The 15596-nt window shown below is 57.6% G+C and carries 21 protein-coding genes, 1 tRNA gene and 1 pseudogene; 11 read left to right on the forward strand and 12 right to left on the reverse strand.

What is annotated here, in order from left to right; genetic code table 11:
* The first annotated feature begins 347 nt into the window (after positions 1-347).
* From A0U93_RS09820 to A0U93_RS09835, 4 genes are all read left to right on the forward strand, one after another.
* The gene (locus A0U93_RS09820) at positions 348-1592 is read left to right on the forward strand and encodes an acyl-CoA dehydrogenase family protein (RefSeq protein WP_169852735.1); all 1245 of its coding nucleotides are present in this window, start codon (positions 348-350) and stop codon (positions 1590-1592) included.
* Between the two features lie 79 nt (positions 1593-1671).
* A complete protein-coding gene (locus A0U93_RS09825; protein ID WP_077807184.1) occupies positions 1672-3048 on the forward strand; it encodes an NtaA/DmoA family FMN-dependent monooxygenase in 1377 nt (458 codons plus the stop codon).
* 55 nt (positions 3049-3103) lie between these two features.
* A complete protein-coding gene (locus tag A0U93_RS09830; protein ID WP_211274001.1) occupies positions 3104-4369 on the forward strand; it encodes an RbtT/DalT/CsbX family MFS transporter in 1266 nt (421 codons plus the stop codon).
* Positions 4366-5241, forward strand: a complete 876-nt coding sequence (locus A0U93_RS09835; protein WP_077807186.1) for a TauD/TfdA dioxygenase family protein — start codon at positions 4366-4368, stop codon at positions 5239-5241. Before A0U93_RS09830 ends, A0U93_RS09835 begins: the two co-directional genes overlap by 4 nt.
* A 242-nt stretch (positions 5242-5483) precedes the next feature.
* Here A0U93_RS09835 and A0U93_RS09840 read toward each other — a convergent pair.
* Positions 5484-5717, reverse strand: a pseudogene (locus tag A0U93_RS09840) (tyrosine-type recombinase/integrase); the annotation flags it as partial.
* A 93-nt stretch (positions 5718-5810) separates the two neighbouring features.
* On the opposite strand from A0U93_RS09840, the gene A0U93_RS16970 reads away from it, so the two are divergent.
* From A0U93_RS16970 to A0U93_RS16620, 3 genes are all read left to right on the forward strand, one after another.
* Complete coding sequence (locus tag A0U93_RS16970; protein WP_255318273.1) at positions 5811-5933, forward strand: hypothetical protein; 123 nt, start codon at positions 5811-5813, stop codon at positions 5931-5933.
* 342 nt (positions 5934-6275) lie between these two features.
* Positions 6276-6352 (forward strand) — tRNA-Met (locus A0U93_RS09845).
* Between the two features lie 393 nt (positions 6353-6745).
* Positions 6746-6961, forward strand: a complete 216-nt coding sequence (locus tag A0U93_RS16620) for a hypothetical protein (RefSeq protein WP_077807187.1) — start codon at positions 6746-6748, stop codon at positions 6959-6961.
* A 199-nt stretch (positions 6962-7160) separates the two neighbouring features.
* Here the strand turns inward: A0U93_RS16620 and A0U93_RS09855 are convergent, their stop codons facing one another.
* The 6 genes from A0U93_RS09855 to A0U93_RS09885 form a co-directional block, all read right to left on the reverse strand.
* On the reverse strand, positions 7161-7349 hold the full coding sequence (locus A0U93_RS09855) for a hypothetical protein (RefSeq protein WP_077807188.1): 189 nt from the start codon (positions 7347-7349) through the stop codon (positions 7161-7163).
* On the reverse strand, positions 7346-7744 hold the full coding sequence (locus A0U93_RS17125; RefSeq protein WP_077807189.1) for a Gp49 family protein: 399 nt from the start codon (positions 7742-7744) through the stop codon (positions 7346-7348). The genes A0U93_RS09855 and A0U93_RS17125 overlap by 4 nt, the downstream gene beginning before the upstream one ends.
* A 45-nt stretch (positions 7745-7789) precedes the next feature.
* Positions 7790-8011 (reverse strand): hypothetical protein, encoded by a 222-nt coding sequence (locus A0U93_RS09865; RefSeq protein ID WP_245824805.1) that lies wholly within the window; start codon positions 8009-8011, stop codon positions 7790-7792.
* A 361-nt stretch (positions 8012-8372) separates the two neighbouring features.
* Positions 8373-9038 (reverse strand): Gp138 family membrane-puncturing spike protein, encoded by a 666-nt coding sequence (locus A0U93_RS09875; RefSeq protein WP_077807191.1) that lies wholly within the window; start codon positions 9036-9038, stop codon positions 8373-8375.
* Positions 9039-9042: 4 nt separating this feature from the next.
* Positions 9043-10026, reverse strand: coding sequence for a hypothetical protein (locus A0U93_RS09880; protein WP_077807192.1), 984 nt, complete (start codon positions 10024-10026; stop codon positions 9043-9045).
* Positions 10023-10343: a phage baseplate plug family protein gene (locus A0U93_RS09885; protein WP_077807193.1), complete on the reverse strand. Its 321-nt coding sequence runs from the start codon at positions 10341-10343 to the stop codon at positions 10023-10025. Before A0U93_RS09885 ends, A0U93_RS09880 begins: the two co-directional genes overlap by 4 nt.
* A 455-nt stretch (positions 10344-10798) precedes the next feature.
* Between A0U93_RS09885 and A0U93_RS09895 the strand changes: the two genes are divergently transcribed.
* Positions 10799-11020 (forward strand): hypothetical protein, encoded by a 222-nt coding sequence (locus tag A0U93_RS09895; RefSeq protein ID WP_077807195.1) that lies wholly within the window; start codon positions 10799-10801, stop codon positions 11018-11020.
* 16 nt (positions 11021-11036) lie between these two features.
* Here the strand turns inward: A0U93_RS09895 and A0U93_RS09900 are convergent, their stop codons facing one another.
* Together A0U93_RS09900 and A0U93_RS09905 are read right to left on the reverse strand one after the other, a co-directional pair.
* Positions 11037-11555 carry a hypothetical protein gene (locus A0U93_RS09900; RefSeq protein ID WP_147150853.1) on the reverse strand — a complete coding sequence of 173 codons (519 nt, stop codon included), beginning with the start codon at positions 11553-11555 and terminating at the stop codon, positions 11037-11039.
* Positions 11556-11890: 335 nt separating this feature from the next.
* Positions 11891-12085, reverse strand: a complete 195-nt coding sequence (locus A0U93_RS09905) for a hypothetical protein (RefSeq protein ID WP_077807197.1) — start codon at positions 12083-12085, stop codon at positions 11891-11893.
* A gap of 140 nt (positions 12086-12225) precedes the next feature.
* Here A0U93_RS09905 and A0U93_RS16450 point away from each other — a divergent pair, with 140 nt between their 5' ends.
* On the forward strand, positions 12226-12372 hold the full coding sequence (locus A0U93_RS16450; RefSeq protein ID WP_169852737.1) for a hypothetical protein: 147 nt from the start codon (positions 12226-12228) through the stop codon (positions 12370-12372).
* Between the two features lie 50 nt (positions 12373-12422).
* Here the strand turns inward: A0U93_RS16450 and A0U93_RS09910 are convergent, their stop codons facing one another.
* Both A0U93_RS09910 and A0U93_RS09915 read right to left on the reverse strand, forming a co-directional pair.
* On the reverse strand, positions 12423-12800 hold the full coding sequence (locus A0U93_RS09910; protein WP_077807198.1) for a hypothetical protein: 378 nt from the start codon (positions 12798-12800) through the stop codon (positions 12423-12425).
* Positions 12797-13684 (reverse strand): KilA-N domain-containing protein, encoded by an 888-nt coding sequence (locus A0U93_RS09915; protein ID WP_077807199.1) that lies wholly within the window; start codon positions 13682-13684, stop codon positions 12797-12799. The genes A0U93_RS09910 and A0U93_RS09915 overlap by 4 nt, the downstream gene beginning before the upstream one ends.
* A gap of 388 nt (positions 13685-14072) precedes the next feature.
* Between A0U93_RS09915 and A0U93_RS09920 the strand changes: the two genes are divergently transcribed.
* Together A0U93_RS09920 and A0U93_RS09925 are read left to right on the forward strand one after the other, a co-directional pair.
* Entirely contained in the window at positions 14073-14597 is a 525-nt protein-coding gene (locus A0U93_RS09920) for a hypothetical protein (RefSeq protein WP_147150851.1), read from the forward strand.
* Positions 14598-14690: 93 nt separating this feature from the next.
* Entirely contained in the window at positions 14691-15131 is a 441-nt protein-coding gene (locus A0U93_RS09925; protein WP_147150849.1) for a hypothetical protein, read from the forward strand.
* A 134-nt stretch (positions 15132-15265) separates the two neighbouring features.
* Here the strand turns inward: A0U93_RS09925 and A0U93_RS16455 are convergent, their stop codons facing one another.
* Positions 15266-15418: a hypothetical protein gene (locus A0U93_RS16455; protein WP_169852738.1), complete on the reverse strand. Its 153-nt coding sequence runs from the start codon at positions 15416-15418 to the stop codon at positions 15266-15268.
* Positions 15419-15596: the final 178 nt, after the last annotated feature.

The following is a 15596-nucleotide window of genomic DNA, read 5'->3' on the forward strand; positions in this document are numbered from 1 at the left end:
GGGGGCGTTGATCGCTTGGAGGTCGCTGCCAGAGCGCGGCTATCCCAACCGCTCAATATCGTGCAGGCGACAAGCGCTGCCAGGCAGGCGTGATGTGGGTAAAGACGGGCCTGGATGAGCATCGACGGTTCCTGATATACCAAACAACGACAGAATGTCGTGTTTAAAGCGGCGGAAAGATATCCTGCGCTACGAACGGTGCATAAACCAGAAACACGAGTCAATATCGTATCTAACGAATTGGTTTCTGTTTACACATACAGAAAGAGTGTTAAACAGAATATAGCGACCCTGATATGGGGAACCGCCTCAAGCAGCCCATCGTTGGGCGCCAAGGAGTTTCGAACGTGTCATATTTCGATCTCGATCGTCCCCGCAGCCTGTGGGGCGATGCGCCTCTGAGTGATGGGCTCGAAACCGCGAGATCCGCCTTCGCCCCGGTACTGAGCGCTATCGAAGAGGCTTCGCTTGCCGCCGAACTGCAACGCACCCTGCCTTTTGAGCCCATTGCGGAACTCAGGCAGGTCCGTTTCCCAGCGTTGCGCGTTCCGGAAAACTACGGGGGGTTCGGCGCTTCGCTTGTCGAACTGTTCGAGTTTATCATTGCCCTGGGCGCTGCTGATTCAAACGTGGCGCAGGCTTTGCGCGCGCATTTCGGCTTCGTCGAGCATGTGCTTTCCACGCCGGATGGTGATTATCGACGCCGCTGGCTGGATCGGCTGGGGCGAGGTGATATCGCCGGTGCGGCGGCGGCGGAAACACCGGGTGCTGCGCGCGATCGTTTCGAAACCGTCCTGTCTGAAAAAAATGGGCAATGGGTTATCAACGGCACGAAATTCTTCACCACCGGCTCGCTTTACGCCGATTGGCTTACGGTAACGGCAACCGCGCCGGATGGCCGGACAGCCAAATGTGCTGCTTCCCGCCATGATGCAGGTCTTGAGATTCTCGATGACTGGGACGGAATCGGCCAGCGACTGACCGCCAGCGGAACAGCGCATTTCCGCGATGTGCAGGCACAAGATAACGAACATCACTACGGTAACACGGAGTTTCCGCACTCGCAGGGATTCTTCCAGCTCTATCATCTGGCCACGACGGCTGGCATCGCACAAGCTGCGGCACGCAACCTGTCTGACGCGGTGGCCCGGCGACGACGCAGCTTTACCCATGCGGCAGGCGAACTGCCTGCATCCGACCCGCAGATTCTCGAATTGGTCGGGAGAGTGTCGTCTGCCGCACATGCCGCCACGGCCATCGTCCGTCAGGCGGCACGCACGCTTCAGTTTGCCCAGCAAAGCGGACAGGATGCGGACGGCCTGGCCATCAAGCGCGCCGAACTTGAAATTTATCAGGCTCAGGAAGTCGTCTTTCCTTTGACGCTTGATGCGGCCACGCTCCTGTTCGATGCATTGGGTGGAACGGCAACCTTGCGGCGTGCCGGTCTCGACCGCTTCTGGCGCAATATTCGGACGATCGCCTGCCATAATCCACGCGTTTATCGCACCCGCATCGTGGGCGATTATGCGGTCAACGGCACTTTGCCGCCGGCGCAATGGCGGGTTGGTGCCTCTTCCGTCTCGGGTGGCTGAAGCCTCCGCTTAACCTGACGCGACTGCCGCGCCCGGCTTCGCTCTTCCTGTTCTTTCTCATGCCGAAGGGACCGCGTTCATGCCCGACGCCCCCATCTTGCTCAGTGCCTTTACCATGGCGACGGTTTCTCATCTCAACTACGGCTTATGGCGCCATCCGGACGACCAGACGCATCGTTATACGGACATCTCTTATTGGGTCGAACTTGCGCAATTCCTGGAAAAATCCGGGTTCGATTGCGTGTTCATCGCTGATGCCCTCGGTATGATCGATGTCTATGGCGGTAGTGCGGATGCGTCGCTTCGGCATGGGGTGCAGTCTCCACTGATCGATCCGCTTCTTCTGGTTTCAGCAATGGCTGCGGCCACCGATCGCCTGGGCTTTGGCGTCACATTGTCGACGACATATGAATTTCCCTACATCGCAGCACGGAAATTTTCGACGCTCGACCATCTGACGCATGGCCGGATCGGCTGGAATATTGTGACATCGCAGCAGGAGAGCGCGGCACGCAACCTGGGTCTCGATCAGCAGATTCCGCACGACGAGCGTTACGCGCGGGCCGAGGAGTTTATGGAGGTCGTCTATAAACTCTGGCAGAATTCGTGGGAGGACGACGCTGTCGTGCGCCGCACCGGGCCGGATGGCGAAAGCGTTTATACCGTGCCCGAGAAGGTTCATCCGATCCGTCATGAAGGACGGTATTTCCGCGTGCCTGACGGTCATGTTTCCGCGCCCAGTCCCCAGCGTGTGCCCCTTCTTCTGCAAGCGGGCGCCTCCTCAAGTGGTTCCGACTTCGCGGCGCGCCATGCGGAGGTGATTTTTGTCGTGGGTGCTGGCGCCCGGGGCGTGCGCGACAACGTCCGGCGCATCCGAGCCAAGGCTGAAGGTTTTGGGCGAGACCCGCGCAGTCTGAAGTTCCTCACCGCCGTTGCGATCGTCACAGGCGAAAACGACGAAGAAGCGCTCGACAAGCTATGCGAATACCAGCGTTATTATGACCCGACGGCCTCCATCGTGCATTATGCCTCAATGACCGGCGTGGATTGGGCAGCGACCGCATCGGACGCCGTGCTGCATTATCGGACTACCCAGGCAAGTCAGTCCGTCCTGAAGCAGTTCGATCCGGAAGTCAGTGGCCGGACATGGACCTTGTCCGAAGCTGCCAATCCGAAGGACGGCTTCGGGCGCGCCACGACCTTTGTCGGCGGCCCGAAAACCGTTGCCGATGCACTTGAAGCCTGGCTTTCCGATACCGAGACGGATGGGATCAATCTCATCCAGCTCATCAACCCTGCGAGTTATGCCGACTTCGCCCGGTATGTGATGCCTGAACTTCGAGCCCGTGGACGGCTTCGTGCGTCGGACGCCACAACCCTGCGCGCGCGAATTTTTCCGGAGCATGGTTCGTCACGTCCACGTTCCGATCATCCGGCTGCCCGCCATGCCCGATAATACTTCATTCCTTCGATCTGCGGATATGTTACCCAGCAGGGCGCGCGGGGATCGTTTGCCACGCGATTTCTCCTTTCAGTATGCCGGGTTGCTGCTCTTCATGATCGGCGATGGAATCGAGACGGGATTCCTGTCGCCTTATCTCGTTCATCTCGGCTTCGGCGTGCGCGATGTCTCGCTGGTGTTCACCATCTATGGCGTGGCCGTTGCGGCGGCGGCCTGGGCGTCGGGATTGTTGTGCGATGCGTTTGGTCCGCGCCGCGTAATCCTTACCGGTTTCGGCATCTGGCTCCTGCCGCAGCTGGTATTTCTGTTGATTGCCGTTCCCCATCAGTCTTTCTGGTTGGTTCTGATGAGTTACGGCATACGGGGGGCCGGGTATCCTCTGCTGGCATATGGCATCCTGACGCTCCTGATGACGGAAGTGCGTCGGGAGGCGAGGGGACTTGCATCCGGCTTGTTCTGGTTTTGCTTTACGGCCGGTTTGCTGACGCTCGGCACGTTGCTCGCGCAGATATCCCTGCCGCATCTGGGCGAGTATCGGACACTCTGGGCTGCACTTATCGCCGTATTGGGCGGCGGCCTTCTGGCGCTCGTTGGGCTTGATCGTCGCGGTGGCTCGACAACCGTATCGGGTGAGGTCGGCGCAAATGGTAATATCGCTGCGCGAAAACGCCTTTCGCTCTCGGCGCTCGTGCCGCTTGCGCGCCTGCCGCGGTCGGTTCTGCTGATCTGCGTGGTGCGGGCCATCAATTCCAGCGCAACGCACGGGATCATTGTTTTCCTGCCACTATTCTTCGTTCAGGATGCTCATATGACCACGGGGGAGTGGCTCACCTTCCTCGAAATCACCTATCTCGCGAATATCATTGCCAATGCGATCGTGGGCGCGGTGAGCGATCGCGTTTCCTGGACGGGGATCGTGATCTGGGTGGGCGGTGTTGGCAGTGCCGCAACGTGTCTGCTGCTTTACTGGGTACCGCACTGGTATGGGGGCGCCGATCCATCGCTCGTTTATATGACCGGCGCGCTCTTTGGCGTGGCACTTGCCGGTTATGTGCCGCTTTCGGCGCTTGCGCCAACTTTGCTGCCTGAAAATCCGGGGCTGGCGATGTCCTTTCTCAATTTCGGCGCGGGGTGCAGCGTCTGGATCGGCCCCTTGGTCGTCTATCTTTTCCTGCCAGCGCTCGGGACCATAGGGGTCATTATCATTTATTCGGCGCTCTTCCTTTTGAGCAGTGTCCTCACGCTTGGGATCAGCGAGCCTGTCCATGCCCGTCGCGCGTCCATCACCGCGCCACTCAAAGGAATAAAATCATGACGAACACAACAGCGGTACAGTTCGGGCTGGAGAAAGTCGGTGCCAGGCTCGGCGCGGTCATCCATGGGATGGATGCGCGTCAATCGCTTGACGCGGAACAGCAATCCTTCCTTCGCGACGCGCTCCTGCGTCACAAGGTGATTTTTCTCCGTCATCAACATCTCGACGATGCCCAGCATGAAATTCTGAGCCGCGTTTTCGGCGAGCCGATCCGTCATCCGACCATTCCTGCTCCGGATGGCACGGACTTTATTTTCGACGTCAAATCCCGCCATGGTCGCTCAACCGATTCCTGGCACACTGATGTAACGTTTGTGCCGAATTATCCCAAGGCCTCGATCCTGCGTGCCGTGCAGATTCCGCCGTATGGCGGCGGCACGATCTGGGCGAATACGGCGACGGCTTACGACGATCTTCCGGAACCGCTCAAGGCGTTGGCCGACACTGCCTGGGCGATTCACAGCAACGATTACGACACGAATTTTCATAAGCATGATGCGCGAAAGGAAGAGATTGCCGATTTTCGTGCGGCATTCGTCTCGACAATCTATCGTACTGAGCATCCGGTCGTGCGCGTGCATCCAGAGACTGGTGAACGTACGCTTGTGCTGGGTCACTTCGTCGTGGGACTGCGCGGCATTCCGACCCGTCAGGCCAATCGCATTGTTGAAATTCTTCAGGACTATGTCACGCAGATTGACAATACGGTCATCTGGCGCTGGCAGCCGGGTGACGTCGCGATCTGGGATAATCGTGCAACACAACACTATGCGCCCGCCGATTTTGACGAGGAAGGGCGGCATCTGCGGCGTATCACGGTCGAGGGCGATATTCCGGTTTCAATCGACGGACGTCAAAGCCGACCTTTCTGACTGGCTCCTGTTGTCGATAGTTGGTGACCCTGTCTCCTGGAATGCCCTCGATTTGAAGCAAGGTCTGTTTTCTGGAGACGGATAATGAAGAAAGCCCGATTTATGCAGGACCAGATCATCGGGTCCTGAAAGAGCGTCGGGCTCGCGGCGAGAGTCTGGTATTCAGTCTTCTGGCTTGTGATTGTAGCACTGCTGATGCTGGCCCTTGTCAGGCTGTCATTTCTGGCAGCCTGACGGACACGTTATTCTTTATCGGCAGAGCTACGCTTTTCATGCGCGATGGCTTTCGCGGCCAGATCTTCCGTGTGAGACTGATAGTAGCGGTCCAGAGATTTGATATCCTTGTGGCCGGTCACGCGGCGGAGTTCGAGCGGGTTGGTGTAAATTCTTGCGAGATGGATCGTGGCCTCATGGCGAAGGTCATGAAACGTGAGGTCCCTGAGGCTGGCTTTGTTCGTCACATCCCGACCGGCTCGCGATGGTCATTCGCCAAGGCGTGCGAACGGGCCGGGCTGACGTGGAAATCCACGCCCCACCATCTCAGGCACTCGGTCGCATCCTGATTCGCGATGGACCATGTGCCGATCGATCAGGCGGCGGACTGGCTGGCGACAGACCCTGCGACGCTACGGCGCGTCCATCGCGAGTTCGACCCGTCTTATCTTCGTGGCATTGCGGATGATTTTGAATGATAGTGGTCCATCTGGACCACAACACACCTTGTGGGTAACTAAAATTACCCAACAGAATCAATGGCGTCCCGTACGGGATTCGAACCCGTGTTGCCGCCGTGAAAGGGCGTAAGTGATTACGCTATTTCAAGGCATTATATGCAATCATCAACAGGTATGCGGGCTCGTAAAACGGCTATAAACAGCCATCCACGAAACCGTTGATGTTCAGGTGAACATTTTCACTCCCCCCTGTACTCCGCCGCCCGAATGTGAGATTCTGCGTGGGCTGCGGTGACCCGAGAAGAACGGCTGGGTAAAGCCAGTGGGCCGGTGAAACTCCGGATAAGCCGCAGCACATGACGTAGGGTGGAGCAGCCCGGTAGCTCGCCAGCCTCATAAGCTGGAGGTCGTCGGTTCGAATCCGGACCCTGCAACCAGAAGCCGCGCGCCTATAGCTGCTGTATGGGTAACGCGGCACCTGCACGCAGCACAGACCGGGAAGAACCTGGGCGGCCGGTGGAAGCCCGGCGATCAAGGTTCGAAGGCCGAGTCGCAGGTAATTGCCACGACATTTTACCGAACAATTAACGATTTATACCAGTCGCGGGACGTTCCAAGAACGGATTGTTGCTAAGTGCTTGGAATAGAGTCGTTTTTCGGCTAGCTATGACTCTCTTGATACGCGAAAGGGCCGGATTGGCGTCCGACCCTTTCAGCCACCAAAGCGAAGCAACCGCCTGGTGGGATGTGCTGAACATAGCACGCGGGGTGTACCTGCGTGAAGCACTATCAGTCAAGGAGGCGGTTGCGAACTTTCGGAGTAATAGTTCGTGAGCGAGTCCTCGAACCCGCGACAGCCGTCGCGGAAACTGACGGAACACGAAGCCGTCATCATCATCAATCGCATCAAAGGCCGCGAATTTCAGAACCGCATTGCGGCTGACTTTGATGTCAATCCTGGTCGTATCAGCGACATAAAGATGGGGCGACTATATCCACATCTCCCACGGCCTCCACACTGGACGTGGCCGAAGAAAACAGACTGACCAAAGGAGGGACGCTTCGGCGTCCCTTTTTCTTTCACCCCCGCCAGTCCCGCATAACGCCCCAGCAGACGACGGCCACGTAAGCGACGACGACCGCCGTCCAGTAGGCGACCTCAGCCACGCCGTGAACTGAGGCCGCAAAATCGCGCGATACCGAGCGCGATCAGCGGGTAGGCGAGGATGGAGACGGCGACGAGGGTCACGACGACTGAATCGCCGCGTTCGTCGCTTGCGCCTGGGTGACCGCGGACGCGATCTGGTCGTTCGTCGGGCCCGTCCCGGATTTGGATGCCGCAATGGCTTCCTCGATCACCTCGACGATGTTCGGGACTTCCTCAGCGGCAGCGACGACGCCCTGCACGATGGCAGTGATGAGGGCTGCATTCATTGTTCCGTTTCCTCATGAAGGCGGCTCCGAAGGTGGTATCCTTCCAACTGCCAGATTTGTTCGCGCGCATTCTGTAGCGCGATCTTGCGGCCAATTTCGGCGTCGAAGTTCTCTGGGCTTGCACACGCTGACGTCCCGACGAGCGTGAAGCCATTCTTGAGAACGACCACCCCGATTGTCAGGCATTCGAGCGCCGGATGGTGCGGGCGGAATAGGTCGCTTGCGCGCCCCCAGAACTCGGCTGAGATCGTATCGTCGATATGCGACGGGGTTAAGTGTGCCCTGCCGCCACGACTTGTTGGCCTGCTGGCTGGATGCCTGCCCTTGAACCACGCCGTTGACGAAAGTCCCACCAGTCGCGATGGCCGACTGATAGGCGGAGTCCGACAGGACATTTGCGCCTGAGCCGTAGGCAAACGGAACAAATCCGTTCGTGCCGCTCATGAGATATCTCCGCCGAAATCGTTATCGATGACGAATTGAGGAATGAAGAAGAACGAGACGTCGATGCCGACCGGCTTGATCGGCAGATAGCCGCCTTGAAGCACGGCCTGGAGCACGCGAGAGATGACGGCCGTCACTGTGAACTGAACGGCCATATCCTGCTCGTCGACTTTGATCGGTGCGGTCGTGCTGCCAACCGCCGTCTGGATGATCTCCACGGCGTCCGGCAGCGATCCGTCCCAGCGGTTGCAGAGGATCTTGGCGCGAATGGACGGTCGCGTTGACCGTCAGCACGCGGTTGGCCAACGAACTGCCGTAGGATGAAATCGCCTGAACGCCGGGCGTCGCCAGAATTCGGGCCTGAATGACGGCGTCATAGGTAGGTGTGGTGCCCCGGCCGAGAACCTGCGTTGCCCAGGGCATGCCATCGGACGTGTCAGCGAACCACTCGCCAAGCCAGAGCTTGAGGCGTGTTTCAACGAGTTGACCTACCGCTGCTGGCGTATTCTGCTGGAATGCGGCCTGGCCTGTGCCGAACTGCATGTCGCCGTTCGCATCCATCATCCGCACACGCATGGTCTATTCCGGTTTCTGGGTGGTCCCGCTGCCGGTCTGCACGCCGGGGTGAATATGCGAGGTGAGCGAGATCGGTCCGGCCTGAACGTCAGTGTCCGACGTGATCTTTCCGCCCGTTACTGCCAGGCCCGACGACGTCAGTTGCATCCTGCATCCGCCCACCGTCATCGTGATCGAGCCGCTTTTGACGTCGATGACCGTCTGGCCATCGTCGGAGCGAAGCTGGGCACTGGCCTGACTGATGTTTGCAAGCGGGCGTGCGGCGCTGGTCAGCCCGACAAGGGCGATTCCGTCTGAGAGGTCGTGTTGGCGAAGGTCGTAGGCTGGCTGCGCCTCTCCATTTCTAAACCATTCATCCAGCGAGCGGGATGCGAAGACGAGCAAGCATTCGTCCCCCTCATTGACTGGGAATGTCAGTGAAAAGCCGCCGCCCCGCGCAAAGTGAATTGGGCAATGAGGCAAAAGAGGCAGGTCGTGCCAAGCAATTGTCAGGTCGTCGTTGACAAATCTTCCTTTGACAGCAGGCTGCACAGAAGCGAACGGAGCGCCGTTCTCGAACGAGACGCTTTGTATGACCCCGGGAAGGGCGGTCCACATGCGGGCCTGAAGGCCATGCAATGAGTCGACAAGATTTTGGTCTTTGTCGAAGAATCGCTCGCGGATATCCATAGCATTAACTCGTTGCTGATATGGCCGCCTGACTGGTTACGGCCGAGGAATCGACGTCGATCGCCATGATGGTGGTGAGCCAGTCATTACCGCGGGTGTCTCCCATATGTTCAGCATAGGCCACGCGGTATTGCCCCGTCGCCGACAAGCCCGCTACCGACGCAGTGCCATCAGCGTTGACCGTGTAGTTTCCGCCGTTGACGCCGACACCAGGGTCGACCTCTTCTTGTGCGATAGTCGTTTTATGGCCTGTGTCGTTGCGAGAGTAGATGGCGACTACGGCGTCTGGGACCATTCGAGGGTCGAGCAGGCAAGTCGCCTGAACACCCCCCTCGGTCTGCATCGGGATTCCGACTAGGCCTGTCGTCGGCGACAGATGAATTGCCGAGGTCGCGTTGGAACTTGCGGACTTTTTGGCCGGCTGAAAGAAATTGATCGTCGAGCCATCGCATCGACCGAAGGCCGAAACATTGGCGGCTACCGTTCGCAGTGCATCACGGGCGTGCCCGTATATAACCTTGGGGCGGCCGCCGGATCCGGGAACGGCAGGAATTGTCCCCACCGTAATACCGTCGTCGCTCGCAGCCTGCGCGATCGCATGCGCCACGTCCGCATGCGTCCAGCCCTCGGCAAGAGATTGGTTCATTCCAGCTTCGGCATACCAGTCGTCATTCGTGACCGCGAGAATATCGAGGTATGTGTCTACAGGGCTTTCACGGCCGAAACGGAACTGACGGATGTCGCCGGAGAACAGGAGGTCGCTCTTGCCGTTGTAGCCAACGGACAGCGAGACCGCCTTGTTATATTGGGCCTTTATCAGTGCCGCGCTATCATCGGACAGATTATAAACGCGAGCCCGTAGGGTCTTGGGCGTCGAGACTACTCCATGCACGACGCTGAAGGTTATGCGCAGTTGAGACAAGTCGACGGTGCCGCCATTCCCATTTGCCGCAACGAGCGAGCAGGTACGGATAAACTTTCGGCTCACGTAGTTATCGCCACATAAAGGTGAGAGGTGGTGCCAAGATTGTCGAAGGTCGGCACCGCATCGGGGTCGCCGTCCGTCGTGACGAACAAGCCGGCGCCAAGCCCGAGGTAACCATACTGAGCCAGTAGGTCTGCGCCGGTTACAAGCGGGATGCCCTGGACAATCGCGTTTCCCGACGCATCGGCGATGTCGAGCACCCAGCCGCCCTGGTCCACGTTCTGGTAAGTGAAGCGCAGGTTGTATGTCGTGCCATTGATGCTGGCAGAGAACGTCTGCGGCGCGCCTGATAGCGGGACTTCATAGAAGGTTGTCGCCATGGATCTCAGCGCAATTTTGGGGATTTAATCGACCAATACGCTTATTTGTGCACGCGTACAAGTGGAGATTGCATGGCCGATTCCTTAATGCTTAATCGGCCGAGATGGGAACCTCGCAAAATTCAGTTCGGCAGTGTATCATGACAGCCATGTCATGCAGAATGCTACCTGTCCTCAATGGTTGTCATGTCGGTCAACGCTCTGAAGAACGCTGCATCGTCGAGCATCGCTCGCCCGAATCTCTCTAACAAAGACTTCGGACGTCATCCCGCTGAGGTCGCGGATGATTTAATCCGTCTGCATGCGGGGGCAACCGCCAGGTTGCTCAGCAACGAGCATGCGTATTGGCTCATTCATGGCATTATCGCCAAAGCCGACTTCTGTTTCAAAGTCCTTGAATATGTTAGGCAGAAATCTCTTGCTCATTCGCGCCAACGAGTGCCCAGGCAGCCATCATGACCGTCCACGAATTCAGCCTCGACCGCATCGCCGCCGACCCGGAGAAGGGTGCCGAGCAGATGCAACGCTTGTTTGGTGCGGATGCTGACGAGGCCGCTCTACGCCAGGCTCAGCACTTCATTGCAATCAACGATGTCGACCGCGCGTGTTTCTGGCTGGAGGTGAGGGCGCTCCTGCGGGAGATGGAACTGCGCGGGCGGATGGATACGGTGCATTGAAGCTGGCCCGCGGCCACTATGCTTCTTCGCCGTTTGTGGAGCGCCCCGTTTTCTGACTTGAATGATCGCTTCGCTCTGACTTCACGATTCGACGCAGCAAGAGAGCGCCGAATCCTATGGTCAGCGTTGTGGTCGCCAAGATACCTGCGGTTGTAGGATGATCATGATCTGCCGCAGTAACGGCGCCATACAGCGCGGCTAGACCAAAAATAAGAGCCGCCAATACCGACGCCAAATCTCTTGCAAGGGCAAAAATCTGTTCCCGCCGAACAGTAACATTCTGCGTCGTGTTGTTCTCGCGTGCCATCGCTACAATGGCGCTTGCAATGGCGGGGTCGATATCTGCGTAAGCTTTTAGCTCGCTTGCCTGCGGCAGCGGACCGCGATGCGCCTTAACGAAGAGATGCTGCTGCGTGATTTGCTGCGTAGCGCGCACATCTCTCTGCCGCTGACCTGGTCCTTCAGTTGAAAGGCGTGGCGCTGCCTCGTAGTCCCCCAAAGGAGACTGATACTCTTCTATTTCATTATCAGACACAGAGGCGGGTTCGGTCGCTGGCCTCTTGGCTCTTCAGCGCATCGCGCATAGCTTTCCCTGTTTGGTCCCAAGCGGCGCGCGAGATTTCGTCTGCTGATGTGGAAGGGTATGCTCTCGGAGGGCCACCTAAAGAAAACATGTCCGCAACAGCAGACACAAAAAGGCGGCCAAAGCCGCCACGTTCTATCTGTTTCCGCATCATGATCTCCTGTGTCAAACGTAGGATTCTTCCGTTGCTTCCGCCCGTAGAACACTACGCTTGCGCAGAACGTCATGCGGGCACCCGAGTTGTCAACCCTAGACCCATATTTTCAGGTCAAAGGTGGGCCGCGCTTTCACCCCATCTTCAGCCGGTCATTGCCGCCCATCGCGTCCATAGCATCAGCGGCCTTATGAACGGAGGCCTTCACGGTCGCCTTCGTTTGCTCAACAACACGTCGCGTGACTGAGGGCGCTTTTTGCTGCCTATGCTGCGCGGCATAGAAGCGCGCCATCGCGAGGCTTTTGTAGAACTCCAGCACACCGGACATTGATACGATCTCCCCCGTTTTCGTGTAACGCCCCCAGAGAATATGGCATCTCGCCGCAAAGTGGCAAGATTTTGCAATGCACCATGCAACCCGCCATCTGCGTGATTCATTGCCCCGGAGGCAATTGAAGGGAGGATATCATGATCAGAATGATGGCAGACTGCGCTCACAAGCCGTTTGCGCCGCCGCCATTCCCACCCATGGACGAACCACCGCCCAAGCCAGCGCCCGATCGGGATGAGGACGAGCCATTTGAGCCGGACGAAGGCCCTGCGCAGACGCATTAGCCGGCGCGCCCGAAGCATTCAGGAAAAGCCGCCCCGAAGGGCGGCTCCTGTTACGCATGTTCGAGACGGCGCGTCTTTCGCACGCGGTTGCGACGCTCGAGGACGTCGGCACACGCATCAAACGAGTTGCGTTGCTTCCGCTTCCGCAGGGTAGCGAGAGACGCCTCCATCCTCGGCAGGAGATCCCCGTATTCCTCTCGCGGCATCGTTTTCGCAATTTCCGGATCGGCCTTGATCGCTTGAGTCTGCTTCCAGAGGCGGGAGATGATCACCGCCGCGCCATAAAGGCTGCGCTCGCAGTTCGCGACGTTTGCTTGCTCCGGTGCATGCCGCAGCCGGTCCTCGACGATCTTTGCGCGTGACAGCCAGTCGATCTCGTCGAAGTCGTCCGGGACTGCATCCGTCGAGAGAAGGGCCAGCGCGTTCATGACACTGCCTCCGGCGTCTTGGCGAAAGGGACCACTGATCCTTCTGTCGCCATGTCTGCGCGGAGGGCGTCAACCAAGCTCGGATGCCAGTGCCACGCCTGCGCTGTCCCTGCAGAGTGCTGGCGATTGGTCTCATCCAGCTTGGCAAATGGCGCACCTTTCTTCGTTGGCTGCCAATGTCCACGATCATCTTTTTCCTGGTAGCCGTGGTGGAATATCAGCTTGTTCGCAGCCATCGCGGCGGAGCGCCCGGAACCGAGGCTTAAACGCTCTCCAACCTCAGTTGCGAGAAGGTAGGTGACCTGCTCGACGGCCGGCTGATAGGTAATACCCATAATTTCGAGAGGGTTCTCACCGCATTTCTTTTCGCAATAGCGCGCGCCGTAGAGGCCAGCCTGCGTGGTGTCCATACCCATCAGCAGTGCAATGCCGTGACCAGTCTTGAAGGCAGACAGCGGGCTGGGGCGGCGGGAACGTGACTTGGGCAACATGATCTTGCCGGTCACCATCGCATCGAATGCGTCCAGCACAGCGAGGTGGAACGATGCGCTTATCCATTCACCATAGGCATATACGAGCAAACGATGTCCAAACGTTCCTGGTGTTTTCCCGCCATTGATGACCTTAAGTGGTTGAAATTGCTCACTCGGGAAATTCCCCGACTGGCTCAATTCTGCCACCAGAGCTTTTGTCTGGGCGTTCTTCACCCATTCAGAAGGCGCTTTATTCGGATCGCCGCCGGAAGCTCTGTGACAATCGTTTAAGCTATAGCGGCCTTCGGCATCCTGTCGGATCGAGGTCGATAGGATGGTGAGTTCGTTGCCGACAACTGACGGTCCGTTTTGTGTTGCCGGGGACGAGGCTCTTTTGATAGTAAGGGTCATTGCGGTGATTTCCTCACAGGTTTCATTGTGCAGAGGCGTCGGGGGTTGCTTGCAGGCCGTTCCCCGACGCCTTTTCCTTTTCCAGACCTTTCTGGATGAGATGTCTTATTGCCGCGGTTCTAGACGGCATCCCTGCCTTTATTCCCCAATGGTCGATCAGAAAGACTTCATCGTTGGGCATTTCCACAATGAGGCGACTGAATGACCCGGCAGGCCTTTTCCGGGGGTATTTAGGTGTAGCGCGAGACACTATGCACTCCGTCATTCGCATATGCACTGAATGTGCATTGCGTTTATGAAGCAATGCATTGCGCTGCGTCAAGCAAGATTTGCATGGAAAATGCTGTGCGTTTAATGATTATTGAAATTGCAGATTCGAGGATACAGCGTGGCAAACCAGCGAAGTCAGAAGAAGGTGTCAAAATCTGAGAGCCTGACTATTCGTCTCGACCCGAAAATGCGGTTTGCCCTAGAGTTTGTCGCAAGACTGAAGGGCCAAACAATCACTAAAGTCATTGAGCGAGCAGTGCTTGATATGGCTGACAGGACTGTTGTGGAGTATAAAAACGCCCCAGAGGGCTGTGACAGTGCCGATTGGAGAGATTTTTGGGATGTGAATGAGGGGATTCGCGCATTAAATATGGCGCGCACACCGGAGACACACCCAACTTTTGAAGAAGACGAGATTCTAGACTTCGTTCAACAACACCCGTCTTATTTCTTTCGGAATGGATACGAGCGCTCCTTCAACCGAGAATACATCGATGTGCTCTGGCCCGAGATCGAGTTTCTCCTAGATGTGTGGCGAAGCACGAAATCGACAAATCGCGGGGCAGTTGTGGACATGATGGAGACTGCTCTCGCGAAGGCGGGATTGGAAACCCCACGAGCAGGCACGCCTCCGATTATCTGATTAAGAGCATGCAATGTCGTGCGTGCCATTGGGAATGATTGACCCGAATCCTCAAGTGCTGGCTTGGTATCCAAGCGAGTGTGCGAGGAGGGGATGATGGAAATCCGTGACATGGGCCCCGGCAATGGTCCTGACGGCTTTGAATACGAGGTCAATAAGGAAAATAAGACAGCACGGATTGGTATCAAGCAAGGGCTCGTCACCAATTGGAGCGACGACCTCACAAAGGACCAATTGACGGCTGTCTTGTGGCATTACGCACGCGCGCGTCGGCAGCTTGAAGAGGGTGAGGAGGTTCCACCACCCGAGGAGCAAGTTGCACATGTAGTCGAAGACCCTAGATGGTTTTCGGCCGCCGTCCCCGACAAAGGCGGTTCGCTGCTAATCTTCAATCACCCATACTTTGGCGCTCTGGGGTTCGTCACGCCGTTCAAATGGGCGGCGACGCTGATGCGGCTATTGGCGCAGCAAATAGAAGTATTTGTGCAGAGCAGCACGGAAAAGGCCGATCAAAAGGATGGGGCTGAGAGATGAGTGCCCCAGAGTCTAACAGCGGTCACCTTGTGAGGATTTTTCCACCTGGCCCGAAGGCGCGGGCAGCTAACGATTCAGGCCTTGGTACGGGAGGTGGAAACACCTTGCCACCAGATGGCAGTGGCCCATATGATTCAGATATGGAGCCACGCATCGTAAAGCTTGAGACGAAAATGGACGCGGTCCTTGATACCCTCAAGGAGATCCGGACTGATATGCGCGAATTCCGGGTAGAGACGCGTGATCTGCGCAAAGAAATGGCCTCTGAGTTCAAGGCCGTTCGCCATGAAGGTATCAAGGTCGCGCTCTGGCTGCTTAGCGCCGGCGTCGCAGCATTTGCGATACTCGCTGGTATAGTAGCCAAAGGGTTCCACTGGTTCTAACGACGAAATAAAGACTTCGTCTGGGGCCGCACAATGACGGAAGCCACGCCTTGCTGACTTTGCTCACAATTGCCGCCGCGCT

Origin of the sequence: Neoasaia chiangmaiensis, assembly GCF_002005465.1 — a bacterium.
Taxonomy (GTDB): domain Bacteria; phylum Pseudomonadota; class Alphaproteobacteria; order Acetobacterales; family Acetobacteraceae; genus Neoasaia; species Neoasaia chiangmaiensis.

Excerpts from the sequence above, each read along its gene's own strand:
- A0U93_RS17125 (WP_077807189.1), bottom strand. The coding sequence starts at position 7,744 with ATGTCCTGTCGGACTCCGCCTATCAGTCGGCCATCGCGACTGGTGGGA.
- A0U93_RS09905 (WP_077807197.1), bottom strand. The coding sequence starts at position 12,085 with ATGTCCGGTGTGCTGGAGTTCTACAAAAGCCTCGCGATGGCGCGCTTC.
- A0U93_RS16455 (WP_169852738.1), bottom strand. The coding sequence starts at position 15,418 with ATGGCGAACGGCCTTGAACTCAGAGGCCATTTCTTTGCGCAGATCACG.
- A0U93_RS16450 (WP_169852737.1), top strand. The coding sequence starts at position 12,226 with ATGATCAGAATGATGGCAGACTGCGCTCACAAGCCGTTTGCGCCGCCG.
- A0U93_RS09875 (WP_077807191.1), bottom strand. The coding sequence starts at position 9,038 with ATGGATATCCGCGAGCGATTCTTCGACAAAGACCAAAATCTTGTCGAC.
- A0U93_RS09825 (WP_077807184.1), top strand. The coding sequence starts at position 1,672 with ATGCCCGACGCCCCCATCTTGCTCAGTGCCTTTACCATGGCGACGGTT.
- A0U93_RS16970 (WP_255318273.1), top strand. The coding sequence starts at position 5,811 with ATGGACCATGTGCCGATCGATCAGGCGGCGGACTGGCTGGCGACAGAC.
- A0U93_RS09835 (WP_077807186.1), top strand. The coding sequence starts at position 4,366 with ATGACGAACACAACAGCGGTACAGTTCGGGCTGGAGAAAGTCGGTGCC.
- A0U93_RS09855 (WP_077807188.1), bottom strand. The coding sequence starts at position 7,349 with ATGAATGCAGCCCTCATCACTGCCATCGTGCAGGGCGTCGTCGCTGCC.
- A0U93_RS09910 (WP_077807198.1), bottom strand. The coding sequence starts at position 12,800 with ATGAACGCGCTGGCCCTTCTCTCGACGGATGCAGTCCCGGACGACTTC.
- A0U93_RS09915 (WP_077807199.1), bottom strand. The coding sequence starts at position 13,684 with ATGACCCTTACTATCAAAAGAGCCTCGTCCCCGGCAACACAAAACGGA.
- A0U93_RS09895 (WP_077807195.1), top strand. The coding sequence starts at position 10,799 with ATGACCGTCCACGAATTCAGCCTCGACCGCATCGCCGCCGACCCGGAG.
- A0U93_RS09885 (WP_077807193.1), bottom strand. The coding sequence starts at position 10,343 with ATGGCGACAACCTTCTATGAAGTCCCGCTATCAGGCGCGCCGCAGACG.
- A0U93_RS09925 (WP_147150849.1), top strand. The coding sequence starts at position 14,691 with ATGATGGAAATCCGTGACATGGGCCCCGGCAATGGTCCTGACGGCTTT.